Here is a 25,152-nt window from a genome sequence, read left to right as displayed (position 1 = left end):
AAGTTCCTGTACCCGTCTACCGGGAAAAATGTCGACCCCTCTCAGCGCGTCGCGACCGGCGATGTGCTTCCAGCCGAATACCTCACGAGCGGGATCATTCCGTTCTTCATCGATGACGGCGGAAAGAAAAAGCTGGCCGTGTGCTGTGATGACCCATTCAGTGAATGCTTCTCAACACCCCACACACGCTGACGGTAAGGGGCATCAGGCGTACCTAGCGGATAATCCACTCTCTGATGGAGCGCGGTTGACTCTCGACGATTCAACGCACTGGTATACGCAAGCCGACCGACATAGAGCATCGCGTGTACTTCGCGTGCAGATCGCTGCACGCGATTGGCTTTCTGAAAGCCCCACGATTCGTCTAGCCGCTGCAGTGCTTGTTTCAATCCGGCCTCTGAGCGAAAAACATTCCTCTCAACTGACCAAAGCTCTTCCTGAATCACCTGCATTGCATTCGCCAGGTCAGCTCCATTGGCAATCAGTTCTGACGCAGTTCCCCCAGCAGGTACCGCTTCACCTTGCGCGAGGGCAAAGCGAGCCGCCGCTTGGCCAGCCCAGCTACCTGTAGCCATAGCCCAGGCAGCATTCGGCGAACCTCCGCCACTACGGCCACCCACAATGGGTTCACGAGACGCTGCGTCACCGGCGGCGTAAAGACCGGGGAGATTGGTCGAACAATCTCGACCACGCAGCTCAATTCCCCCAGTGCCGCGAACAGTGCCTTCAAGCCGCAGAGACAACTCGAAGCGTTCCCTGAAAGGATCAATTCCCATGCGGTCGAAAGGCATAAACGCAATGGCTTGGCCGCTACGTAGCCATCGTTGAACATCAGCACTTGCTTTGTCATAGCAAGCAAAAACGCGTCCACGACGACTGGCTCTCGCTATTGCAACAAATGGCTCTTCTGCCCCGAGATCAATCTCATACCCCTCTTCGTCGTAATAGCTGGCCCAGTGAAACGGCAAGCCTTTGGTGAACGTGGAGAAAGAAGCAGCCATACCGTACTGGTTGCTGAACTCCATCCCAGAGAACGTGACACCAGCCTCTCCAGCAGCCAGGTGACCATCCCCCGTACAAACATTGGTGCCCAATACGCCACTCAGAAAAGCGCACCCCCCTGTGGCAATCACGGTGGCTGATGCTGACACCTGCCACGGCTCACCGTTGAGTCGCTCCCCGCGCGCCCCGGTCACCTGCCCGTCTGCCACCAACAACTGCTGGACAGGGCTGTGGTCAAGAATGCGGACTTTGGCTTTGCGCAGCTGTGAACGCATGAAGCGCATGTAGTCTGGCCCACGAAGCGTTCCGTAATTCCGGGCTCCCGACTCAGTAACCGGAAACCGATAACCACGTTCGCTCATGAAATGGAGCTGTCTGACTGCTGTTTCCAAAACTGCCTCAACCCAGCTCTGCTCGCTGAGCGAACCACCTGCTAGATAGCCCTCCTCAAAGTAGATGGGGTATTGAGTGCTATCTGGGACGTACCAGATGTTGTTGTTAGATGCCGCCGCAGCACCCGACACGCCGCAATAGCCCTTATCTGCCAATGCAACACTGGTGCCGGCACGTGCCGCCTCCAGTGCCGCCCAAACCCCAGCAGGCCCTCCTCCGAGCACAAGGACTTGGGCTTGGATGAGTTCATGTGCTTGCTGCTTAGCCATGCTCGACACCACTGCAAATCGGTAGAATGAATGTGTATGTCACGGAAGCACCAACCTCTGGTAGGTACAAGCTGCCAACTTGTTCGTACAAGCTGGTGGTTTATCGCTACGATAAAGGGCGTTTTTGATACCAATAAATACGTATTTCTTCGATGTTTATGCCATCGAGGAATATCCTTTTAATGTCGTATCGGGTATCCGAGGAGAGTTCTCATTTCATCCCCAATTGCCGACCCCAACCTTTCCCCTCTCTACGGGCAGATTCAGGCCGATTTGCAAGGGGCGATCGAGAGAGGTGAGTACGCGCCAGGCTCGCGGCTACCGTCTGAACATGAGCTGTGCGCTCGCTATCAGGTCAGCCGTTCCACTGTGCGTCAGGCACTGAACGAGATGCTTCGTGAGGGGATCATTTACAAGGCACATGGACGAGGGACTTTTGTCTCAGACCGACGCCCCTTTCGGGATGTATCCACCCTGGAAGGCTTGTCGGAGGCCCTGAGTGCTCAAGGGCACTCAGTCACCAATCGACTACAAAGCTTCAGACTTGTTAGCGCCGACGCACACCTGGCTCTGCAGTTGAAGGTGCCTGAAGGCACTGTTGTAGCTGAGCTCGCTCAGGTGAGGCTGATCACGATGATACCCGTATCCTACGAGGTAACAATCTGCTCCCAGGAGATCGGAGAACACCTGCTGAGCGCAGAACTCAAGTCACGGGACATTCTGGTCATCCTGGAACAGGACTATGGGGTGTTGATCAGCCATGCGGACATGGAACTGAAGGCGGTCGGCGCCACTACTGAGATTGCCGAGTTGTTGCAACTCCCTGTTCACGAGCCGCTGATGCGAATCCACCGCACGGTAGTCAGCACAGACGGGGCTCCGCTGTTGTACGAACAACTCTTCCTTCACGGCGAGCATCTTGACTACCACATGCGGGTCGAACGCTCCCGGCATTAAGAAGGGCCTAAGACCATCAACAGCATTCACCAGGCTGGCGTTGGCACTGTGAACTTCACAGATTTTTTGATCAGCATCGGCAGGAGCCTGCTGATGGTGTTACGCGCCGCCCTGGGAGCGAGGATTGGTTTTCTGGTGTCCTGGTGGTAACACGACCTGGAGGTAATGAGCTCAGGGGGCATTATTACAGTGCTTTGCTACGCCGGATTCACACGTGTGGTTTGTGTGGTGCCCCGCCTGGACTGATGAAGTGCTTAGAGTTCTTCGGGCAGTCTCCCGATACAGCTGAGCTAGATCAGCCCTCTCACAGCTGTCCCGACCTATTCGGCATAGAGGCACTGTAACGGTGAGTTCAAAAGTGGTTTCCCAAAAGCCCCCGCAAGGTCAATCGCTGGCCTCGGTAATCGCAGCTGGAGAGATACCTCAGCCTGTACTTCATCGCTGACCTGGTCGTAAGATCAGCTGAATATCATTGGTTGGAGTAATCATCTTGCCGAACGTGTTTTTCTCCTATTGCCATGCTGATGAAGCGCTGCGCGATCAGCTTGAAAAGCAGCTGGCGATGCTCAAACGCCAAGGCGTCATTGAAACGTGGCACGACCGCAGGATCGGCGGGGGCGAAGAGATCGATGCTGCCATCGATGACCACATCAACCATGATGAAATCATCCTGCTCTTGGTCAGCCCTGACTTTATCGCTTCAGACTATTGCTACAACATCGAAATGAACCGGGCTATGGAGCGTCACGCGGCAAAAGAAGCGATCGTCATTCCCGTGATTCTCCGAGCCTGCGATTGGCACCACGCACCATTTGGCAAGCTGCTTGGCACCCCGCAAGACGGAAAACCGGTGACACTCTGGCCGGATCGTGACGAGGCATTCCTGCAGGTGGCCAAGGTGGTACGCAGTGCAGCAGAGCGGTGCCGTCGCACGCAGCCAAGCGAAGTGGCACCGACCGAACGCAATGATTACTCGCCCTCTTTACCACCACCCCACCCTACCGCTCCAGGCCCAAGGTCTAGCAACCTGCGGATGGCCAAAAGCTTTACGCAGCTGGATAAAGACCGATTCTTGCTAGACACCTTCGAATACATCGCCCGCTACTTCGAGAACTCACTCGTGGAGCTTCAAGTGCGCAATCCTGGGTATGAAGGCGTTTTTCGACGGATCGATGCAAATCGCTTTTCTGCAGCCATTTACAGAGATGGCCGGGACGTTGCAAGAGCAACCGTTTTCACTGGCGGCCAATTGGGTGCAGGGATCTATTACAGCCAAGGGGAATTGCTTGGCAGTAATTCCTACAATGAGGCACTCTCGGTACACGCAGACGACCAAGCGCTTTATCTGCAAAGCCTGGGAATGTCATTTCACGCGCGCCAAGACCAGAAGCTGTCTCAGGAAGGCGCTGCAGAAATCCTGTGGGGGATTGTAATCGCCCCTCTACAACGAGGCAGGTAAGCTACACGTCTGCTAGGACGAGGCCTCCTAATCGGAGGCCTTACCCGGTAAAGCCAGATTACTTGCTCAGCCAGCTCTCAACTTCGTCGGCGCCATATTCCGCCTTCCATTCCTTCAGCAGCTTATGATTGCCGCCTTTGGTTTCGATAATTTCGCCGTTGTGCGGGTTTTTGTACTGCTTGACCTGACGCTCACGACGCGGCGCCTTGTCAGCAGCCACGGGAGCTGCCGAACGACGACTGGCTTGCGGATCCAGAATATTGATGATGTCGCGGAGGCTGAAACCATATTTATTCAGCAAGTCCCGCAGTTTGGTCTCAAATTCAATTTCTTTCTGCAGTTCGGAGCTTCCTTTCATCGCTTCGAGCTCTGCGAGCTGTGCGGCCAAGGTTTGCTCCAGCTTACGGAATTCTGCCAAACGAGACATAAGTAACCCTCTGTAATTTATAAAGTGACGCTAGCCTAACGCAATTGGAGGCTCAAAGCCTAATGAATATGAGCCTGTATTGCTGAGTTAGTTCGTAAATTAAGGCGTCACGCCATAGCCACGCAGATGAAGTCGACCATCACAAAACTAAATATGCGCCCATTTTTCATGCACCAACCTGAGCCATGCCCTGAACGTCTAACCTGATGAGCGTCCCTAGTCGCCGCGTCCAGCCATGCGGCACTGAACTTTGCCAATGCTCTGGGGCCGTGGATCTCGGGACTGGCCATCAATACGGGCTGGGGTTGGACTTCAACGGGCTAATGGGGGCGGGTTGATTGACCAGCAATAGCCATGAGACAGGGCGATCCAGTGATCACGCAGGCGCACGCTAATCCCGACATCCATTACGTTCAAGGGGAGATTCACGGAAACGCTGAGAAGCCTAGGGAAACCCTCAGGGTAGTCACGAGCAGCTGAGCTCAGCTTCGTAATCATATGCAGAGAGGTCGATAACGGGAAAATTGGTGGTATGCATCATCACGCAATGCATAAAACCTTGATCAGATCGGACTAGCCGCTTGACCTGGTGGGGCGAATTTTAGAAACCGCTTCCGAAAAACGCTGGGTGAGATTCCAACGCGCTGACAGAACAACCGCCTGAACGAATTACTGTCTTCATAACCCACCCTGTCTGTGATGGAATCGAAGCATAGCCGGGTCGTTTCGAGCAATTGCTTTGCCTTCTCCAGACGAAGCGTTTGCAGATATTCAAGCGGGGAGTAGCCGGTGGCCTCTTTAAAACGACGCTTGAAATTTCGCTCACCAAAACCGAAGCGCGTAGCTATGTCGTCGATTTTACATGGTTTTTCAAAGTGTTCTTCCATCCAATCCTGTACTTTGAATATGGCGCTATCCGCATGGCCCCGGGGCATTGACCAAGTGACGTACACAGATTGACTCGTACGCACCCCGTCTAGCAAAAGAAAACTGCTACATTGCTGAGCTAGCTCGCGTGAAGCGAACCTACGAATTATATGCAACATCATGTCCACAACCGAGCTGGCTCCAGCTGAGCTTATGATGCGGCCTCGCTCGCAGAGGATGCGTTGCTCCTCTAAACGAACCTTCGGGAATTTTCGACGGAACAAGTCTGCAAATGCCCAATGGGTGGTGGCCTCAACGCCGTCGAGCAAACCTGCGTGAGCGAGCATGAAGGTAGCAGTACACATCGATGCAATCACCGCACCTTGCTCATGCTGACGGCGCAGCCAGCTCCGATAGTTGCCGAAGGTTGGTAAGGCATCCCGCAGGGTGAAAAGAAAGCCTGGGATGATCACGAGGTCAGTCCGCTCTATACCACTCAACGCACCGTCCACGGCCATGGAACGACCAAGCGCATTGCGCACGGGCTGCCCTTCGAGCGACGCAACGTGAACCGAAAAAGGCTCAGCAGGTACAGCCAGACGGTTCGCAGCATCTAACATCTCAAGTGCCAGCGCGGCGGAAGCGTGTGAGCTGAGATCTGCTAACAAAACTGTTACGTGCATCAAGAACCTCAATGCTGGATCGGCATGGTTTAGGTCATTTCTGCATCTACTTTACGACACTTGTAAAGCCTAAAGTAGGCCGTTTCCAGCCTTGGATGGCCTTGAATATGAATCTCTGGTTCCGACTTTTTTTGATGCTCTTGCGGCTTCCTTGGCGCCGCCCTGTTCCAGGGCTTAGCACTACAACCGTCCGGATGCGCGTTTGGCCTTTGGATCTTGATTTCAATCGGCATGTCACTAATGGCCGATATTTCACTCTGGCTGACGTAGGCCGTATGGATTATGTGTTGCGCAGTGGTGCTTTTCGCGCTGCGCTCCGCCACCGCGCTATCCCGGTCGTTGGAGACGTCTGCGGTAAGTTCCGGCGCGAACTTAAGCTATTTGAGCGCTTTGAAGTTCGCACTCGAATGCTTGGTTGGGATGAAAAGTGGAGCTTTGTGGAGCACTGCTTCGTGAAGGATGGGAGAGTAATCGCTATGGTTGTTATGCGCGGGCTCTTCAGAAGTCGTAGCGGCACAGTCCCTCCGGCAGAACTGGCGCGTGAATTGGGGATGGACGAAAAATCACCGCCTCTGCCTCAATGGCTAACTGAATGGTCGAAAAGCTGTGATGGGCTGAGCATTCAGCTTCGCCAAATGGAGACGCTGTGATCGCGCTCACCGCTAGCAGCAACTGAGCAATCCGAATGTGAGCGCGCAACGATGCCATGCTTTCCTCAACTGGATCGTTTCCCCATCCAGTTGGATCGCCCCAAACCGGCGTACCAGATTACATGCGAAGGAATACGCTGCTGTGTGTGTCACGTTCAGCTGCGCCAGTTCGCTCGGTTCCGCGAACGATGAACGTATGCTGTGCCTGCAGCACTGACCATCCGCTAACGTTGATCAGTTGCCTGCCGATAAAACCTCTATACCCTATCTCGGCAGGACGCCCATGAATTCGCTATCAGCGTTACCGCACCAGGCACAGCCCTTGACGCCCACGCAATCAACCTCTGCCCTTGCCAGCAACGCGACCCCGATCGCCGGCGTCCCCACAATACCGAGCACTAGCGTAACCCTTGGTGAGAACACCACGGTCAACGATTCAGAAACCTACTCGCGGCTGGGCCTTCTATCAGGACAAGTTCGCTATGCCTGGGAAGTCGAAAGCCAGGATAAGCTGACCAGCACGCTTCAGACTGCCTTCGAGGCGTCGAGAACCTCAGGGCGCTTCAAGGGAATTGGCGCAGCCTTGATTGAGCAGCTCGCTCAGAATGGCGGCAAAAATGTGTCTCAGTCAGTGTTTGCTTTCAATGACCGCTCCCTACTCGCTCCTGCTGAGCTGGCACTTCAACAGCAACAGCTGCGCGAGACTCCCGACAATGGCGTTTCCTTCAGTCTCACGACCTCTTCTGGCGCGACCATACGCCTGTTGCTGGCCAGTGGCACCAATGGCTTGGCAGTGAGTGCCGAGGTGGAAGGCGGCACGCTAAGTGTCGAAGAACTCAAGGGGTTAGGTAACCTGGCTGACTCTTTCCAGTCTGCTATCGACGGCCTGCATGAGACGCCACCCCAGCTGAAGCTCGGCGCGCTGGTAAAACTCGATCCCAAGATTTTTACGTCCCTAGAGATGAGCGCGAAGCTCGAAACACCGAGCGGCGAGCAGACATTCGCACTGACGCTTGATGACAAAGAGCGCAGCCTCAGCCTAAAGGGGCCGTCGGGCCAGGTGCAACTAAACCTGGATACACGTGACTCCGAATTGTTGGGCAGTTCGGCCCAGCGCAAGACGGCTATCGACAACTACCTGACCCAATTCGACGCTGCCCAAAATCGAGGACGCGGTGACAAGAACCTGATCAACCTCCTCAAGGTCGCGTTCACTCAACTCAACAGCATCGACGACAACCGTCAGGCTGCGGTACAGCGCCCATCCCCGCTGAACGATAAGGATCGAGCCTTGCTCAGTGGGCTGGCCGACTTCAAAGCATCTATCAGCGAGAACGCGACCAGGCCCAACCCCATGCGCCAGGACGAGGTCGACAGCTTCACCTTTCAAACCTCGCAGACCACCACTATCAAAGGCAGTGCTTTGCGAGACCTTTCGGTTGAGCAGACCCAGACGAGCAAGCTCAACGCATCGTTCCACCGCAGCCTCAACCCGATGACGGAACTAGCGCTAAGCAACGACCGCAAGTCGCAGAACTACACCTATCACCTCATTGAAGATCAGGCGAGTAGCACCACCCGCTTGGCTTACGATGAAGGCCGGCTGGTCGAAGCCAGCGCAACCCAACAGGCGAGTCAGAAAGAGCGGATCCTTTCGTATATGAATGGGGATCTGAAGAGCGACTTGACCACACCTAAATCGGTGACCCAGTCACGCAACGTGCTGAATCTGCTGGAAGAAGCATTTAAACGAGACCGCACCTCCCAACAAAAACTCGGTGTCTCGCTTCTTGATGAACTTTTGCAATCCCAGCGCAGTAGATGGGGACTGCAGGCGGATCCGTCTAAGATCTCCGCGTAATGCAAAGGCATCCTCCTCTTGTGTACCATCTAATGGCGATTGCGCCCGCTTAAAACTACACGAACACGTGAGGCGTGGCCTAAGACCCACTAGCATTGGGCACTTTAAGCTCAAACAACAGCTCATCAGTTGCGCGATCGAAATGCTCGATAAGGAAATCCAGCAATACACGCACGCGGGCAGTCCGGTAACGGTTGCCGTGTAGTACCGCGTAGACACTGGCCTCTGGAACCCAAAAGTCAGGCATTAGGACTTTCAATCGACCAGCACTGATATCGACAGCCGCATCCCAGATGGTCTTACGCGCGATACCATGCCCGGCCAATGCCCATGCGCGCGCGAGTGCGCCATCATTTACGCCAGTACCCCCTTGAATTTCTTCCGATAAGCAGCGGGAGGAATTCCTACGCGCTTGGAGAATAACTGCCTAAAGGAATTGCTATCAGAGTATCCAACCTGTTTAGTTATTGAATCGAACGCCTGATTAGTTGTTTCCAGCAATATCTTCGCACGTTCCAGGCGAAGAGTCTGAATGTAGTTTATAGGTGTATAACCTGTCGCCTCAGAAAATCGCCGCTTGAAATTCCTCACGCCAAACCCGAACATTTCCGCCACGTCATTTACAACAAGCTGAGTGCCTAAATTCCCTTCCAGCCACGTTTGAACTTCCAAAATCTTCAAATCACCGTGCCCTTTCGGCATCGACCAAAGCACGTAGCAGGTCTGTTCCGTTCTAGCCGAGTCAATTAGCAAATAACGGCTACACGTATGCGCCAACTTAAAGTCCGCAAACTTTCTAATTATATAGAGCATCATGTCAAGCGTAGCGGTTGACCCCGCACTAGTAATGTAACGATTATCCTCACTTAAGATTTGATCAGCATTAACAATAACCTTCGGATGCCGACTACTTAAAAGCCCAGCGAATGCCCAGTGGGTGGTAACCCTAATAAAATCAAGCATGCTATTTTCCGCAAGTACAAAAGTCGCCGTACACATTGTAGCTATCTCAGCACCTTGCGCATGCTGCGACCTGAGCCAATTTCCATATTTTTTGAATTCGGGAATCACATCCTTCAATGTTAACAAAAACCCCGGTATCACCACTAAGTCGGTGCACTGAATCTCATCCAAAGATTTTTCGACTTTTATCTGCTGCCCGCCATAGGCATCAACGTTACGCCCCTTCAGCGAGGCCATGCATACATCGAAAATTGGATGTTCGCGCCCCGAAAAATGGTTTGCTAAAGCAAACACCTCCCAGGCAACTGCTGCACTGGCGGCGGAACATTGATCTATGACAAGAATTGTTACATGCATGGGCCAAATTTCACTTATCACATGTTTAATTGCACTAATGACCATTCTCGTGGTAATGGCACATCGCTATAATTAGTGGAAACAACGCGCGCGCCCGTAAAGCGACTAATAGCCTCGGCACCAATATATGTGGCAATTGAGATTGCGTCAAAGGCCGTTGCACCACTGACCCCACCTCAGATAAAGAGCCTTCAATGCTACATATATTGCTGTTGCTACCGACGCTGTTAATCAGTTTCTCTTCACTGGCAGATGAATCTATTGAATTGTACATTCCTAACTCGCCGCCACTGGCATGGTCAAACATTACCAGCCAAGGTATAACCATCACCCCCATAATTACAGCACTTGAGCAAACCAAAAAAAATATAACACTTCGAGAAACTCCTTGGCCAAGAGCCCAGAAGGAGGTCTCCAGTGGGCGGAACAAGTTGATTGCACCTCTTGCACGCACTGCCCTTCGCGAAGATAAATTCACTTGGATAGCCCCGATCTTAGAGACTAAAAATGTGATGTTCACATTAGGCACTCCCGCCCGAAGTTTTTCTGAAGCGCGCAGAATGCATAGCCGTATCGGAGTAGGTCAAGGCTCGGCTCAAGCAGAGACTCTAGTTGAAAATGGCTTTCCACCAGAACAACTCGTACACATCAAGCTCGGTGAAAACCCAGGAAAGCTGCTGCGCTTGGGGCGAATAGATGCATGGTTCACAAGTACAACTGAGGGCAACTACATCTGGCGAAATCGGTTAAACGAGATGAATCCACTGAAATCAAGCCCTATCCTAACGAGCACGACATTATATTTAGCTTGCTCAATTGATTGCGACCCTGAGCTAATCACAGAACTTAGATCCACACTCACCCCCTCAGCCAATCCAACCCAAAACAACCCAGCCAAAAACCAGTGACTGCACATATCAGACACACTTTAAAACCAGGCACCATCTTTTTATACGACCGATATCGCAGCGTCAGGAGTAATCGTGAACCTTAACAACGTAAAAATTGGAACCAGATCCATACTACTTTTTTCTATAGTTGCTGCACTAGTAGTATTAATGGGCGGAATCTCATTATACCAATCAAAAAATATGAACGATGCCTCTGATGAGATAAAAACAGTCTGGATGCCCGGACTCTTCGAGCTATCAGAAATTGGCACAGATATCGGTAGAGGGCGCGCGTTGACGCTGCGAGCATTCCTGCTCAAGAACCAGGAAGATAAAGCATTGACCTTGTCAAAGCTTGCGGAAATCAAGGCTTCAATTCCAGAAGCCTTCACTAGATACAGAACAACCATAAGAAGCAACGAAGAAACAAAAGCATTCGACGATTTCGAAAAGCACTACCTCCGCTATCAAGACCTGCAAGATAACATAGTCAAAAACATCATAAAAAATGATAGCGTCGAGGTAGAAAAGCTTATAAACGGGCCACTTATTGAATATGCGGAATCTATGATATCTGCACTAAAAAAAGTTTCAATGCTCAATTCCGAAGGTGCCAGCGCAGCTGCTGCTGCCAGCGATGATGCCTACACCGAAAATATCATAGCAATTCTAGCAACCATCACTACAATTCTATTGACGATGGTAGCACTGGCAACATATTTCACTAAAAGCATTGTCAAACCATTATCCGACGCAGTTTCAATTGCACATCAAATTGCTTCTGGCAATCTGTGCCAAACAATTAGAATCAGCGGGAAAGACGAAACAAGTGCATTACTAACATCACTTAGCCAAATGCAGCACGAACTGAAGAACACAATCTCTCAGATTGCGAGCTATTCAGATCAACTGGCGTCAGCATCAGAAGAGCTACAAGCGGTAACAGACGATGCAAATAAGGGTCTTCATCAGCAAAACGTCGAAATCGATCAAGCTGCTACTGCCGTCAATGAAATGACTGCCGCAGTGGAGGAAGTAGCGAGAAATGCAAATAGTACTGCCGAGGCGTCTAAGGAAACTGAAAGTGCCACCAAGTCAGGGAGCTTGCAGATTGATCAGGCGTTGTCTCTCATCGAACTGCTTGCCGGCGATGTGACAACAACCTCACAAGAGGTGGAGCTTCTCTCTAGCAATATTGAAGATATCAATAAGGTTCTTGAAGTAATTGGGTCAATTGCACAACAGACAAATCTTCTAGCGCTCAATGCTGCCATTGAGGCAGCTCGGGCAGGAGAGGCTGGTCGAGGCTTTGCAGTGGTTGCAGATGAAGTACGGGCCCTTGCGCATCGGACGCAGCAGTCCACTGAGGAAATTGGTGAGATGATCAACACGATCCTCTCAGGCACCTCTAGAGTGGTGAGCGCGATGTCTACAAGCGAGAAGCGTACACACGAGACATTGATTGCAGCTAAGGCCGGCGGGGATGCATTGCGTGAAATCTATGAATCTATCATGGGCATAAACGAGAGAAACTTAATCATCGCTACCGCTTCGGAGCAGCAAGCACAAGTCGCCAGAGAGGTGGACAGAAACATTGTTAACATAAGAGATTTGGCGACACTCAACTCTGCTGGCTCGAATCAAACAAGCGCTTCGTCGCAAGACCTTTCAAAACTAGCCGTTCAACTCAACAGTATGGTTTTGAAATTCAAGATATGAGGGTTCTCCTGGGTCTTCCGGAGCACGAAAGACCCAGGATACACTCATATTCAAAAATCGAATTTAACTGTTAACCTCTTGCACAGCGGCTTCAGCCTGCTTACGCATCATGAAAACCTCGCAAGCGCACCTGCACAGACTGCAGTTGCAACACCGAAGCTTATGGCAAATGCTTCTGGCGCCTGTAACCACTATCAATGGTGCCTGCGTAGTAATGGAGGCCTGATTTACGGCCTACGAGGGCTCCTTGGGTCTGTAACAGTCGCGTTGCCGACCGTCGAACAAGGTCAACCACCGGCGCTGTACTCACGGCCAGCCCCACCTCAAGCGACAAGTCTGCGCTGCGTTCACTCCCGTCCTATCCGCTATCTGCATGGCATAAGGCTTAAGCACCAAAGACGATGCAGAACAGCCAAGATTGCCAGCATACCTACTAGGTGGTAGGCTTCTGCTGCCTCACGGTGTTGAGCTTGCATTGCTATGCTGCCACAGTGAGAACCTAACGCCAGTCAATGCTTCCCATGGAAATCATCATGAGCAAACAGAAGATCACGTTCCTAAACGCCGAGGGTACGAGCCTTTCAGGACTGCTTGAAGCCCCTGAGTCACCCAGTGCTTACGCATTGTTCGCACACTGCTTCACCTGTGGCAAAGATATTAAAGCAGCTGCGCGTATTGCGAAGGCGCTGGTCGACAATAATATCGCTGTACTTCGTTTTGATTTCACGGGTCTGGGCGGGAGTGGCGGAGACTTCTCCAATACCAATTTTTCATCAAACGTTGCTGACTTGGTATCTGCGGCGGATTATTTACGCAACACGTATCAGGCTCCATCCCTTTTGATTGGCCACAGCTTGGGGGGCGCTGCAGTCATCGCAGCAGCTAAGCACATCCCTGAGGGAAAAGGTGTTGTGACAATCGGAGCTCCTGCTGATGCGACCCATGTTATGAAGCAGTTCAAGGGTCAAGTAGAAGCGATCAGAGACATTGGTGAATATAGAGTTACGCTTGGAGGAAGGGAGTTCACTATAAAAAATCAGTTCCTCGAAGATATTGAAAGTCAGCAGCAGGATAAAAGCATCGCGAACCTCCGACGCGCACTGCTTGTTTTTCACTCACCTACCGACAATGTTGTATCCATAGAACAAGCACAGAAGATTTACCAGACAGCTAAACACCCGAAGAGCTTCATATCGCTGGACTCTGCCGACCATTTACTTACAAACAGCCGAGACGCAGAGTATGTTGCCTCATGCATTACCGCCTGGAGTTCCAGATACTTATAGCCTTATAGAATCATCACATAAAGGAATACCTATATGAGGTACTGCTCAATTTTAATCCTAAAGCAGGCGAGAGAAAAAAGAAGAGTATGTCCTACTTTTTGCGACAGTGAGTCGGCAAAGCGGCAAGAAAAAGCAAATACCGGAAGTAACTCTCTATCAATAATACTCTTGATAATTTTGGTGACGTTTTTCGCGCTAGCTCTAATCGGAGCTAGCTAATTCTTGCGTAAGCTGGGATACGAGAAGTTGGAGCACCGGCTACTAATATTGCGTCCATTCATTATAAGCCCAGCCCCAAGTCTAATCTTGAAGCCCTAGTGCTCTACCGCTGGCCACTCACCTACCGATCAAACCAACCGCAACAGCCTAAGCGCTTACCTGAAATGCCGGATCCACTCACATCCGTTACAGGAGCCGCCTAACCTACCGACAGCGCTGAGAGCAAAGATAGCTGGATCCCAGGGGAGCAGCTACGCACCTGAAATGCATTGAAATCGAGATGTGGAGCCGCTTGCAGACCTCAGGCTCAGCGTCGCATGGGCTGCTCCTGCCTGCTGACCGGACGAATGCAGGTTGAAAAGGGCATTGCGACCTCTACCTACTGGATGGTAGGCTAAGCCTGCACGCAAGAATCCACACTCAACATTTTCATTTCTACGCCTTGGCGTAGCTGCGAGGATCACATGCAAGACTGGAAAAAAGCACGACAAGACATTAATGCTCGCGTTATGCAGCTCGGCTCGCTTTCACCGGAAACCATCAAGGGCGTGATGGCGCTTGGCGGGGCCGGCGCGAAAACCAACCACCTCGATGCGAAGACCCGCGAACTGATTTCTCTTGCAGTGGCCGTAACCACTCGCTGCGACGGCTGCATTGCTTTCCACGTCGCCGAAGCCAAGAAGCTTGGTGTCACAGTTGAGGAGGTCTCAGAAGCTCTCGGAGTCGCAATCAACATGAACGCAGGCGCAGCCTTGGTTTATAGCACTCACGTGCTGGACGCCTTCGACAAGGAATGACCTGAGGAGGCTGCTCCCGTAACGAGCAGCCCATTTTTTCGAGTTCGTCCCGCACACTCATAGCGAGAGTGCTGAGCATCTTAAGGTGATACAAATGAGCGCAGAATCCAAATTAATCACGATTGACGTTTGGTCGGACTTCGTCTGCCCTTGGTGCTGGATTGCGAAGAGCCGGTTCGAAAGTGCTCTTGCCGATTTTGAACACAAAGACTTGGTTCAAGTTAACTACAAGGCCTTTCGGCTCGCTGCTGGCCAAAAAGCCGCACCGATAAAGCAAGTGCTTGTGCAAAAGTTTGGCAATGAACAATCTGCAAACGGGATGATCCAAGCTGTCACTTCTAATGCCAGGGAAGTCGGCCTTGTTTACAACTTTGACACGATGCTATTTGGAGACACTACTAAGGCACACGCTCTTGTCAAAGCGGTCGACGATAACGATACCAAGAAGGCTCTCAGCGAACGCCTTTATAAGGCCTGCACCACAGATGGACGCTCCATCTTCGAAGAGAACTCGTTGTCGGAAATTGCGGCAGAAGTAGGTATCTCAGCAAGCTTCGTACAGCACGCCTGGAATGATCAGACGCTGCCCAATCTAATCGCTAAGGATGAGAAAGAGGCTCGCGAGGTCGCGAACGGCGTTCCTCTGTTTGTCTTCAACAACGGTTTCTACATCTCGGGAGCTCAAACCGTTGACGCGTTCAAACTGGCGCTACAGCGAATGTATTCAAGTGCCACCGAAGGTGAGTCCTTCCAAGGGCAAACCTGCGGCCTTAACGGATGCGACAGCTGATCAACATGTCCGCACGCTAACGATAAATATTAATTTCTGTAGGCCGTCAGTATGAGCAACATTGTGAATGGTATCAACGTTACTAATCTAGAAAACTTCGCTCGCGACCTAGCAGCGGATCACACAAACGCTGAAGCCCGCTTCAATGTCCAGACTAAATGGATGGGCCGAACCAAAAGCGTTACGAATGTTACTCAATGCAGTCTCTCCGGTCGGCAAATGGAGCGAGACTTCCAGATCGTCTCGGACGAACCTGTTGAACTATTAGGTGAAAATACAGCGCCTGGCCCAATGGAGTTGTTACTTGCTGCCTTGAATGCATGTATGTCGGTAGGCTACGTAACAGGCGCTGCGGCGAGGGGCATCAAGATTAAAAGTCTTGAGATTGAAACGGACACTGATCTCGACCTGGGTGGTTTCTTGGGACTTGATGAAAATCTAAATCCTGGGGTCAACGAAGTACGTTACAATGTAAAAATTTGCGCAGACGCCTCACAGGATCAAATCGAAGAGCTTCATGCCCACGTCATGAAAACCTCACCAAACTTCCATAATATGGCGAGAGGGATTAAAGTATCGCCAAAACTGGAGATAATATAAATCTGGCAGCATCACAGCTGAAGGGTCGTCGAAGCATCTGGCGACCTTGCGCTGCACTTTGAAAAAACTGGTACATATATCCATGAATGGAAGTTACGAATTAGATACTGATGGACTCCATAGAGAACTCAGTGCACCCAATAGAATTCATGTTATTTGCTTTTCTTCCCCTTGGTGCGGCCCTTGCACCGGAATGAAGCCAGTTTTCGAAAAACTCGCTGATGCATACTCTCAACTCGCGACATTTAGACACGTTGATGTCTCACAGTCTCCGACGGTCGCGAAAACAATGAATATCAATGGTGTTCCGTCAATCGCAGTATTTAGAGACGGGATTCTCTCTAAGCTGATCATGGGTGCGAGCTCATACAGCGAACTGCAGAAAACTCTGGAAATCGAACTAAAGTACATAGATTGAATCGTCCTGAAAGTTCTGAGGCACGTTCAACGGATGCTCATTTAGGAAATCTCACCCTACCCAGTGGAAGAATTCTCTTGAATACCCCTCTATCTCCAGCTTTGACCACCAAACAAGTACATCGCGTTGTGTTCCTGACGGCCATCGCGATGATAGCGTTTGCAGCGAACTCAGTTCTGTGTCGGGTAGCATTGCGGCACAGCGCCATCGATCCGATTAGCTTCAGTGTCATACGTTTGGTGAGTGGTGCACTGATCCTATGGATGATTCTCAAATTTCAGCGACCAGCAAAAAAGAGCGCAGGCTCTTGGGGAGGCGCTGTATCACTCTATGTCTATGCCTTCGCTTTTTCCTACGCGTATTTGAAACTGGATACCGGTACCGGCGCGCTTGTTCTGTTCGGCGCAGTGCAGCTAACCATGCTTGGGTACGGATTTCTCCATGGAGAGCGCATGGGCGCCTTGGCATTGCTAGGCTTACTGCTGGCGATTGCAGGCCTTGTCATACTACTTCTTCCGGGATCCAGCGCCCCGCCCCTGGCAAGCGCAGTGATGATGCTCGCGTCAGGGGTGGCATGGGGAGTCTACTCAATCCTAGGAAAAGCCTTAGCTGATCCGTTAGCGGCTACAGGTGGCAACTTCATGATGTCTGTTCCGCTAATCGTGCTTACCGCACTGCCCTTCATGTCCTCTTTCCATGCAGACGCTGTCGGTATTACTTATGCCATCGCATCAGGCACCATCGCATCAGGCGCGGGATACGCTATCTGGTACGCGGCGGTTCGACATCTCTCATCTTTCCGAGCAGCCACTGTGCAGCTAACAGTCCCAGTGATTGCCTCCATTGCCGGAGTTCTACTGCTGGGGGAAACCTTCACCACTCGCCTTGGCCTGAGCTCACTGACCGTACTAGGTGGCATAGCCCTGGTATTGTCGGCTAAGCAAACACCTTCGCTAAAGCCGCGAGACTGAAAAGCATCGAAACGTGCAACTCAGTGGATTTTGGGCTGCACGCACTGCATCAATTACTGGAACAAGTTACACACTGCGCTTCACATTGGCACTTACAAAGGAAGCGTCGGACATCTTTTTATCTCTTTGAGAGAAAAGCCCGTATACATCTCCTTAATATTCCCCAAACGGCGTATCTTGTACATAGCCAGCTGATGGAAATCGTCCATATCTTTAACCACCACCTGCAGTAAATAGTCATACTTCCCAGATATATTATGACAAGAGAGCACACTCGGCAGGGAATTTATCCCCTTCTCAAAGTTATCCATCGCCTCCTCTGAGTGTGTATCCAACGTAATACTGATGAAAGCAAAAACATTCAAACCAATAGCTTTTCGGTTAAGCGAAGCGTGATACCCCTCGATCACCTCCTCTTCAAGTCGCTTCAATCGCTTCCAGCTTGCCGGGGCGGAAAGCGAGACGCGAGCTGCGATCTCAGCGTTGGTGAGACGACCGTTCAACTGAACGATCTCAAGGATCATGCGATCCACCTTATCCAGCTCAATCATCGGCATGTCTCGGGCAATGGCAGAAAAATCTGAGTTAATGGGACAAGAATCCGCACTAGAAACACCTAATAATATTCACCAATAATCCGCTTAGCAAGAAATATACGAAAGAAAATTTCTCTGCAGAACAAATATAATTAGCTTATCTAGTCATGTATCGATCAGAGAGAAAAGCCTTGAATAACAATAAGTTAACTGCATCAAGCGCGACGGTCATTGCTCACGCAGGTAGTCACCCTGAAGACCACTACGGGTTCGTCAACCCTCCTATCTACCGAGGTTCGACAGTCGTATTCCCAAACGTCGACTGTATGCAGAATGGCGACCAGCGCTATCAGTACGGGCGGTGGAACAATCCATCGACCGATGCCCTTTGTGAAGCTATATCAGCGCTAGAAGGCGCTACTGGGACTGTTCTGTGCCCTTCCGGCCTGTCCGCATGCGTTACCGCGATACTGTCCGTGGTGGGATCAGGCGAACATATCCTGGTACCTGACAGCGTTTACGCCCCGACACGCCATTTCTTGGATACCGCAGGAAAACGGCTGGGCATTCAGACAACCTACTACGACCCTCAAATTGGAGCAGGCATTTCTGAGCTTTTCCAATTTAATACTGAGGCAGTGCTTACTGAGTCGCCTGGCTCACATACCTTCGAGATTCAAGACATCCCAGCAATCGCCAAGGCCGCACACGCCCATGGCGCGCTGGTTCTGCTCGATAACACCTGGGCGACACCGCTGTATTTCAAAGCGATCGATCATGGCGTTGATCTCTCGATTATGGCCGCCACCAAGTATATCGTAGGTCACTCTGATGCTCTTATCGGCACTATCGCAGCATCATCACGCGCATGGCCTCAACTAAAAGCCTACCATTTCCAATCGGGCACATATGTAAGCCCAGACGACGCGAATCTGGCTCTACGAGGACTCCGGACATTGGACGTCCGTCTGGAGCGCCATCAACGCAGTGCCCTATGTGTGGCCAAGTGGCTGGAAGAACAAGACCAAGTTTCTCGCGTCATTTACCCTGGTCTACCATCCCACAAAAATCACTCGCTATGGCGCCGAGATTTTACCGGAGCAACCGGCCTCTTATCGTTTGTTACCAAATCCGCCCCCATTGAAGCAGTCAAAGCCCTTCTTGATGATCTGAATCTTTTCGGACTCGGCTATTCATGGGGTGGCTTTGAAAGCCTAGCAATGACAGTAGATCCACGGAAACTGCGCACTACAACGCTTTGGGAGGAAGAAGGTCACCTCATTAGACTTCATGTCGGCTTGGAGAACCCAGAAGATCTTATCGCCGACCTAAAACTTGGCTTTGATAGATTCGACCTAATTCGCCATCAGTCTTAAGAATGATCTATCACTAGTTAAACGAGCATGAGAACGAACCTTGGCACATGTTACGACCAGGGACACCGGCAGCTTACACCCGTCATCACGCACTGCCGCAAATAATAAAACTGGAGGCAAATGTGAGCATTTTTAGAACAAAAAGCTTAGAAGAAATAAGCAAATTACAGCACTCCAAAGCATCTCTGAAAAAAGTACTCGGGCCAGTCGATTTGATTTTTATCGGTGTGGGCGCCATTGTAGGAACAGGTATTTTTGTGTTAACGGGCACAGGAGCTCTAACAGCTGGGCCCGCATTAACAATTTCATTTATCATCGCTGCTTTAGCATGTGGGCTTGCAGCACTCTGCTATTCAGAGTTTGCATCAAGCATTCCAGTAGCAGGCTCCGTCTATACGTACAGCTATTTCACACTTGGGGAGATCGTTGCATGGATGATCGGCTGGGATCTTATGCTCGAATACGGCCTGGCGAGCGCAGCAGTCTCTGTTGGTTGGTCTGGTTACTTTCAATCCCTGCTAAGCGGGTTCGGATTATCGTTACCCACTGCGTTGACTGCAGCACCTGGGGCGCTACCGGGCGTTAGCACATTCTTCAATCTGCCTGCGTTTATCATCATGATGGTAATCACCTGGCTGCTTTCTATTGGAATACGTGAATCTATTAAAATCAACAACATTATGGTGGCACTCAAAATTGCAGTAGTGCTTTTGTTCATTATCGTCGGCGCCCGACACGTAAAGCCCGAGAACTGGCAGCCCTTCGCGCCTTTTGGGTTCAATGGAATCATGAGCGCAGCAGCGTTGGTCTTCTTTGCGTTCATTGGTTTTGACGCAGTATCTTCTGCAGCTGAGGAAGTCAAAAGACCTGGGCGTGATTTGCCTATCGGGATTATTGGTTCACTGGGAATATGCGCGATATTGTACGTAGTTGTATCCATGATCATGACAGGTATCGTTCCATTCCGTGAGTTCCTCGGCATCGACCATCCCGTCTCGCTCGCCCTCCAGTATGCAGGTGAGAACTGGGTAGCGGGCTTCGTCGACCTGGGTGCTATTTTGGGTATGACAACGGGCGTGCTTGTAATGCTCTATGGGCAATCCAGAATTATCTTCGCTATGTCTCGCGATGGACTGGTACCCTCTAAGTTCTCCGAAGTACATCCTAAATATGGCACACCATTCTTCACTACTTGGGCGATCGGCATCATTTTTGGTCTTATCGCAGCAGTAGTCCCACTGAATGTACTTGCCGAACTTATGAATATAGGCACGCTAGCTGCATTCTGCCTAGTTTCGTTTGCTGTAATCGTGCTTAGGAAGAAGCGCCCCGATCTGCCACGCGCCTTCAAGTGCCCGCTCGTACCGCTCGTACCAGCACTCGCAATTATTTCCTGCATTACGCTGATGTCGTATCTAAAACTGCACACATGGATTGCATTCGGCGCATGGCTGCTCGTTGGAGCCGCAATTTACTTCCTATATTCCAAAAAACACTCAAAACTCAATACTTCTGCGGACGGCGCATTGAAAGGAGGCATTCGCTCGATCTAATTCACTAGCGCCCCATTTTGGCCAGTCTCGTTGAATACGCGACTGGCCCTTCATTTAGCTCAGACTATGGAGAGCACATGCCACATCGGATAATTATTGTCGGCGGCGGTATTGGCGGCACAATGACTGCCAATCATCTTGCCACCAAACTCTACCCTGAGATACGCAGTGGCAAGGTGGAAATCTTGATGCTGTCAAACTCTCCCTGGCATTATTACAAACCTGCGTTCATGTACATTGCCTTTGACAGTTTCTTCAAAAATGAGCTCCGGCGGCCTCAGCGCAGCCTACTCCGCCCTGAGATCGACTTCCTTATAGAGGAGGTCGAGGAATTCCAATACAACCAGAACCGCGTGAAATGTAAAAGCGGAAAAGTATACGGATACGACCAACTCGTTATCTCCACAGGCTGCGTACCAAGCCCCGAGCGAATCGATGGCCTAAAAGAAGGCGGTGATCATTTTTATCAATATGATCCTGCGCGGCAGCTTGCAGATAAATTGAAGTCTATAGAAAAAGGCAGAATTCTAGTCACCGTAACATTCCCCAAGACCCCCAATGTACCTCACCAATGTGGTATTGCACCCATTGAGACTACGCTAATGCTTGACGACCTGCTACGTAAGCGCGGCGTTAGAGACAAAGTGGAAATCGTCTATACATACCCTACCGTAGCTCAACTGTTACGAAACTGTCTTTTTTTGCAGAAGGACACCTGCGAAGTATTACCGAGCATATTTGAACAGAGGGGCATTAAGCACCAGAGAAGCTTTACGCTTAACAGAGTTGATCCGGGAAGCAATATCGCGTTCTCAGAAGAAGGCGGAGCCGAAGATTTCGACATTCTTATGGCCACTCCACCTATCCGCGCAGTAGACGCAGTTAGAAACTCCGGACTGTCGCAAGCTCAAGATGATGAAGGGTGGCTCCCTACAAACTATCAAACCATGAAAGTATATGGTTTAGAGAACGTATATGTCCTGGGCGATACCGTTGATCTTCCCGTGAGCAAGGCCGGGGGCGCGTGCCATAGCCAGTCCCCTGTTGTAGTAAATAACATAGCCTCCGAGCTTCGTTTCGGGCGGACTTGCGACAGTTATGAGGGTAAGGTTGCTGCAATTGCGCAAATGGGATTAGAGGCAGGAATGCCGCTCTGGTACGACTATGAAAATGATGTAAAGCCTACGCCCCCCACCAAGATTGGCGGACTTATGAGGAAAAGCTTCAATAGAGGCATATATTGGGCGGTCGCGCGCGGCCTGGTGTAACACGATCAATAATTTTACAGGACACCTCAGATGAGCTCACTCCCTGAACAAGGAAGCCTCTCGAAAAATAAACCGGGAGCGCCCTCGATTTCGGAATCGTTGGAACTTAGCGAGGCTGCGCTCGAAGGGCTCAGGTCGCTTGTCGTAAAGCTTGAGCCCCTCTTGGCCGGAGATCGACTCTCAAGACTGGTCGACCTAATGTCAGTTGCGACCGACATCGTCGACATGAGCGATTCTTACATGGTCGAAAAGCTAGCAAATGTCTTCGAAGAAGGCTCGTCTGCTGCATGGTTAGCGGGTAACGCGGCTCGCGTTGCAAGCGCCCAGGTAAGCAAGCTTTCGGAACCCCCCTCTTTAGTCCGTTTGGTTCGGATGACCTCTGATCCGGATGTCAGACGGGGACTAGCATTTGCGTTGGAATTTTCGGGAGCACTCGGAAAGCAACTCAACCATGGCGTTACTAACCATCTCGAAGACTGACACCGTTTTCGCAGACCAAGACGCAAAGCGCCCGATGCATTGCATCGGGCGCGATTGACTACGCAGAAAAACACCTCAAGGTACTAACAGCAACGTGGCTGACCGTTGCCGCCGCCGTATCGAGCTTCCTGTCTCTCCCGAAAGAATTCCTCATACGACATCAGAGGTTTGTCAGGGTGCTTGTTTTGCATGTGCTCGACGTAAGTGTCGTAGTCAGGCATGCCCACCATCAGACGCGCTGCCTGACCCAGGTATTTACCGAGGCGACTCAGGTCATTGAACACGTTACACCCCTCCTTTATGCATCAGGCAGTGCTAGGTAAGGCGACTCTTTATCCGTACGCTCCTTGCTACCCCACGCTGCAATCCCGACCTTGAGCGCGTAGAACAAAATGCTAAACATAACAAGCAAGAACAGGGCTGTGAGCGTAGCGTTCGTATAGGCGTTGAAGATCACATGCTGCATCTGCGAAATGTCCTTCGCCGGCGCCAAAATCTGACCATTGGCCTGCGCATCACTGTACTTACGCGCCAACGCCAGGAAGCCCATAGCAGGGTTAGCATCGAACAGTTTGATGAATCCTGCAGCTGTAGTGCATATCAGCAGCCAGATCGCTGGTAGCAGGGTCACCCAGACATACCGATGACGCTTCATTTTGATAAGCACGACGGTACTCAGCATCAAAGCGATGCCTGCCAACATCTGGTTGGAAATGCCGAACAGCGGCCAAAGCGTATTAATACCACCCAACGGATCGATCACGCCCTGATAGAGCAGATAGCCCCACAATGCCACGCAGCCAGCGGTGGCAATAAGGTTTGCAGTCCAGGACTCTGTACGGCGCAGGGCAGGCACAAAGGAACCTAACAAATCCTGCAGCATGAAGCGGCCTGCCCTGGTGCCAGCATCCACAGCGGTCAAGATGAATAACGCTTCGAACAAGATTGCAAAGTGGTACCAGAACGCCATGGTGTTCTCGCCCGGCAGGACGTGATGCAAAATTTGGGCAATGCCCACAGCCAGCGTTGGTGCCCCTCCTGCGCGAGCGAGGATGGTGGTTTCACCTATATCTTTAGCTACCGACTCTAGCTGATCCGGGGAAATGGTGAACCCCCAACTGCTAACCGTCTGCGCTACGGACACTGCGTCACCACCAACGATAGCTGCAGGGCTGTTCATGGCGAAGTACACACCAGGCTCAATCACCGACGCAGCCACCATAGCCATGATTGCTACGAAAGACTCCATCAACATGCCACCGTAGCCGATGTAACGGGCGTGGCCTTCGCTCGCAAGCAATTTAGGTGTTGTGCCAGAGGCTATCAGCGCATGGAATCCCGAGACGGCACCGCAGGCAATGGTAATAAAGAGGAACGGGAACAAGCCGCCTTTCCACACCGGCCCTGTACCATCGGTGAACTGAGTCAACGCCGGCATTTTCAGCTCGGGCATAGTGACGAGAATTCCGACAGCAAGCGCGAGAATCGTGCCAATTTTGAGGAACGTGGACAGGTAGTCACGCGGAGCCAAGATCAGCCAAACGGGTAGCACCGCAGCGACGAAGCCGTAGCCAATGAGCATCCAGGTGATTTGAATACCGGTGAAGGTAAAAGCCTTGGCCCAAACTGGATCGCCAGCAATCTGCCCCCCCAACCAAATCGAGCCCAACAGCAGCAACACCCCAATTACCGAGATCTCTCCGATGCGGCCAGGACGAACATAGCGCATGTAGACGCCCATAAACATGGCGATCGGAATGGTGGCCATGACGGTGAAGATACCCCAAGGGCTCTCGGCCAGCGCCTTGACCACAATCAGCGCTAATACGGCAAGGATGATGATCATGATCAGGAAGCAGCCGAACAGCGCGATCGTTCCTGGAACTCTGCCCATCTCCTCTCGCACTATGTCCCCCAAAGAGCGACCGTTGCGGCGGGTAGACAGAAATAGCACCATGAAGTCTTGTACCGCGCCGGCAAGCACCACGCCGGCTATCAGCCAAAGCGTACCAGGCAAATAGCCCATCTGGGCAGCGAGTACCGGCCCAACCAAAGGCCCCGCACCTGCGATGGCAGCGAAGTGATGCCCGAAGAGCACGTGTTTGTTGGTCGGCACATAATCCAGGCCGTCGTTGTTGACTACGGCGGGAGTGGCTCGACGAGGGTCTAGCTGCATCACTTTCTGGGCGATGAACAGACTGTAGTATCGGTATGCGACAAGATAGATGGCGACTGCTGCGACTACGATCCAGAGAGCATTGATAGCTTCGCCGCGGCGCAAGGCCACGACGCTAAGCGCGAATGCTCCCAGAACAGCCACGGCAAACCAGGCAATGTGTTTGGCCATATGGGTCATTACGT

The 25,152-nt window shown here is 51.5% G+C and carries 23 protein-coding genes and 2 pseudogenes; 17 read left to right on the top strand and 8 right to left on the bottom strand.

The genetic code is table 11. The features are described 5' to 3' along the window. Positions 1-41 precede the first annotated feature (41 nt). Positions 42-1,664: an FAD-binding protein gene (locus tag ACF8MI_RS01260; RefSeq protein WP_392517329.1), complete on the bottom strand. Its 1,623-nt coding sequence runs from the start codon at positions 1,662-1,664 to the stop codon at positions 42-44. A gap of 189 nt (positions 1,665-1,853) precedes the next feature. Here ACF8MI_RS01260 and ACF8MI_RS01255 point away from each other — a divergent pair, with 189 nt between their 5' ends. Then, positions 1,854-2,621, top strand: a complete 768-nt coding sequence (locus tag ACF8MI_RS01255; RefSeq protein ID WP_392517347.1) for a GntR family transcriptional regulator — start codon at positions 1,854-1,856, stop codon at positions 2,619-2,621. Positions 2,622-3,111: 490 nt separating this feature from the next. Continuing rightward, on the top strand, positions 3,112-4,080 hold the full coding sequence (locus ACF8MI_RS01250) for a toll/interleukin-1 receptor domain-containing protein (protein WP_392517328.1): 969 nt from the start codon (positions 3,112-3,114) through the stop codon (positions 4,078-4,080). 58 nt (positions 4,081-4,138) lie between these two features. On the opposite strand, the gene ACF8MI_RS01245 is transcribed toward ACF8MI_RS01250, so the two are convergent. Both ACF8MI_RS01245 and ACF8MI_RS01240 read right to left on the bottom strand, forming a co-directional pair. Next, entirely contained in the window at positions 4,139-4,507 is a 369-nt protein-coding gene (locus ACF8MI_RS01245) for a histone-like nucleoid-structuring protein, MvaT/MvaU family (protein ID WP_392517327.1), read from the bottom strand. 563 nt (positions 4,508-5,070) lie between these two features. Then, positions 5,071-6,057 (bottom strand): GlxA family transcriptional regulator, encoded by a 987-nt coding sequence (locus ACF8MI_RS01240; protein ID WP_392517326.1) that lies wholly within the window; start codon positions 6,055-6,057, stop codon positions 5,071-5,073. Between the two features lie 107 nt (positions 6,058-6,164). Here ACF8MI_RS01240 and ACF8MI_RS01235 point away from each other — a divergent pair, with 107 nt between their 5' ends. Together ACF8MI_RS01235 and ACF8MI_RS01230 are read left to right on the top strand one after the other, a co-directional pair. Then, positions 6,165-6,707: a thioesterase family protein gene (locus ACF8MI_RS01235; RefSeq protein ID WP_121162297.1), complete on the top strand. Its 543-nt coding sequence runs from the start codon at positions 6,165-6,167 to the stop codon at positions 6,705-6,707. Between the two features lie 283 nt (positions 6,708-6,990). Further along, entirely contained in the window at positions 6,991-8,568 is a 1,578-nt protein-coding gene (locus ACF8MI_RS01230; protein ID WP_392517325.1) for a hypothetical protein, read from the top strand. Between the two features lie 79 nt (positions 8,569-8,647). Here the strand turns inward: ACF8MI_RS01230 and ACF8MI_RS01225 are convergent, their stop codons facing one another. After that, positions 8,648-8,893, bottom strand: coding sequence for a LysR substrate-binding domain-containing protein (locus tag ACF8MI_RS01225; RefSeq protein ID WP_245150098.1), 246 nt, complete (start codon positions 8,891-8,893; stop codon positions 8,648-8,650). 29 nt (positions 8,894-8,922) lie between these two features. Next, complete coding sequence (locus ACF8MI_RS01220) at positions 8,923-9,888, bottom strand: GlxA family transcriptional regulator (protein ID WP_256819390.1); 966 nt, start codon at positions 9,886-9,888, stop codon at positions 8,923-8,925. A gap of 194 nt (positions 9,889-10,082) precedes the next feature. Between ACF8MI_RS01220 and ACF8MI_RS01215 the strand changes: the two genes are divergently transcribed. The 9 genes and pseudogenes from ACF8MI_RS01215 (at position 10,083) to ACF8MI_RS01175 (ending at position 17,578) form a co-directional block, all read left to right on the top strand. Beyond that, on the top strand, positions 10,083-10,796 hold the full coding sequence (locus tag ACF8MI_RS01215) for a substrate-binding periplasmic protein (protein ID WP_392517324.1): 714 nt from the start codon (positions 10,083-10,085) through the stop codon (positions 10,794-10,796). Positions 10,797-10,871: 75 nt separating this feature from the next. After that, a pseudogene (locus tag ACF8MI_RS01210) lies at positions 10,872-11,639 on the top strand (MCP four helix bundle domain-containing protein); the annotation flags it as partial. Between the two features lie 351 nt (positions 11,640-11,990). Then, positions 11,991-12,497: pseudogene (locus ACF8MI_RS01205) on the top strand (methyl-accepting chemotaxis protein); the annotation flags it as partial. A gap of 533 nt (positions 12,498-13,030) precedes the next feature. Further along, the gene (locus tag ACF8MI_RS01200; protein WP_121161193.1) at positions 13,031-13,783 is read left to right on the top strand and encodes a S9 family peptidase; all 753 of its coding nucleotides are present in this window, start codon (positions 13,031-13,033) and stop codon (positions 13,781-13,783) included. Positions 13,784-14,466: 683 nt separating this feature from the next. Then, positions 14,467-14,799 (top strand): carboxymuconolactone decarboxylase family protein, encoded by a 333-nt coding sequence (locus ACF8MI_RS01195; protein ID WP_014860742.1) that lies wholly within the window; start codon positions 14,467-14,469, stop codon positions 14,797-14,799. A gap of 94 nt (positions 14,800-14,893) precedes the next feature. Then, positions 14,894-15,589, top strand: a complete 696-nt coding sequence (locus tag ACF8MI_RS01190; RefSeq protein ID WP_392517323.1) for a DsbA family oxidoreductase — start codon at positions 14,894-14,896, stop codon at positions 15,587-15,589. Between the two features lie 51 nt (positions 15,590-15,640). Further along, positions 15,641-16,189, top strand: coding sequence for an OsmC family protein (locus tag ACF8MI_RS01185; RefSeq protein WP_392517322.1), 549 nt, complete (start codon positions 15,641-15,643; stop codon positions 16,187-16,189). 82 nt (positions 16,190-16,271) lie between these two features. Next, entirely contained in the window at positions 16,272-16,607 is a 336-nt protein-coding gene (locus ACF8MI_RS01180; protein ID WP_392517321.1) for a thioredoxin family protein, read from the top strand. Positions 16,608-16,684: 77 nt separating this feature from the next. Continuing rightward, positions 16,685-17,578, top strand: a complete 894-nt coding sequence (locus ACF8MI_RS01175) for a DMT family transporter (RefSeq protein WP_264309585.1) — start codon at positions 16,685-16,687, stop codon at positions 17,576-17,578. Between the two features lie 92 nt (positions 17,579-17,670). Here ACF8MI_RS01175 and ACF8MI_RS01170 read toward each other — a convergent pair whose 3' ends face one another. Next, positions 17,671-18,129 carry an Lrp/AsnC family transcriptional regulator gene (locus ACF8MI_RS01170; protein WP_099429028.1) on the bottom strand — a complete coding sequence of 153 codons (459 nt, stop codon included), beginning with the start codon at positions 18,127-18,129 and terminating at the stop codon, positions 17,671-17,673. 152 nt (positions 18,130-18,281) lie between these two features. Between ACF8MI_RS01170 and metC the strand changes: the two genes are divergently transcribed. From metC to ACF8MI_RS01150, 4 genes are all read left to right on the top strand, one after another. Next, entirely contained in the window at positions 18,282-19,490 is a 1,209-nt protein-coding gene (metC, locus tag ACF8MI_RS01165; protein ID WP_392517320.1) for a cystathionine beta-lyase, read from the top strand. A gap of 47 nt (positions 19,491-19,537) precedes the next feature. Beyond that, positions 19,538-21,043, top strand: a complete 1,506-nt coding sequence (locus ACF8MI_RS01160) for an amino acid permease (RefSeq protein ID WP_014860746.1) — start codon at positions 19,538-19,540, stop codon at positions 21,041-21,043. Between the two features lie 77 nt (positions 21,044-21,120). Continuing rightward, entirely contained in the window at positions 21,121-22,311 is a 1,191-nt protein-coding gene (locus tag ACF8MI_RS01155; protein ID WP_392517319.1) for an FAD/NAD(P)-binding oxidoreductase, read from the top strand. A gap of 30 nt (positions 22,312-22,341) precedes the next feature. Further along, positions 22,342-22,791: a DUF1641 domain-containing protein gene (locus ACF8MI_RS01150; RefSeq protein WP_121161179.1), complete on the top strand. Its 450-nt coding sequence runs from the start codon at positions 22,342-22,344 to the stop codon at positions 22,789-22,791. 83 nt (positions 22,792-22,874) lie between these two features. On the opposite strand, the gene ACF8MI_RS01145 is transcribed toward ACF8MI_RS01150, so the two are convergent. Continuing rightward, positions 22,875-23,075, bottom strand: a complete 201-nt coding sequence (locus tag ACF8MI_RS01145; protein WP_014860748.1) for a YbdD/YjiX family protein — start codon at positions 23,073-23,075, stop codon at positions 22,875-22,877. 14 nt (positions 23,076-23,089) lie between these two features. After that, positions 23,090-25,147, bottom strand: a complete 2,058-nt coding sequence (locus tag ACF8MI_RS01140) for a carbon starvation CstA family protein (RefSeq protein WP_392517318.1) — start codon at positions 25,145-25,147, stop codon at positions 23,090-23,092. Positions 25,148-25,152 lie beyond the last annotated feature (5 nt).

Source organism: Pseudomonas sp. yb_9 (genome assembly GCF_043103635.1).
Lineage (GTDB): Bacteria > Pseudomonadota > Gammaproteobacteria > Pseudomonadales > Pseudomonadaceae > Aquipseudomonas > Aquipseudomonas monteilii.
Note: the sequence above shows the minus strand (reverse complement) of the source record. Positions and strands in the feature narration are given on the sequence as shown.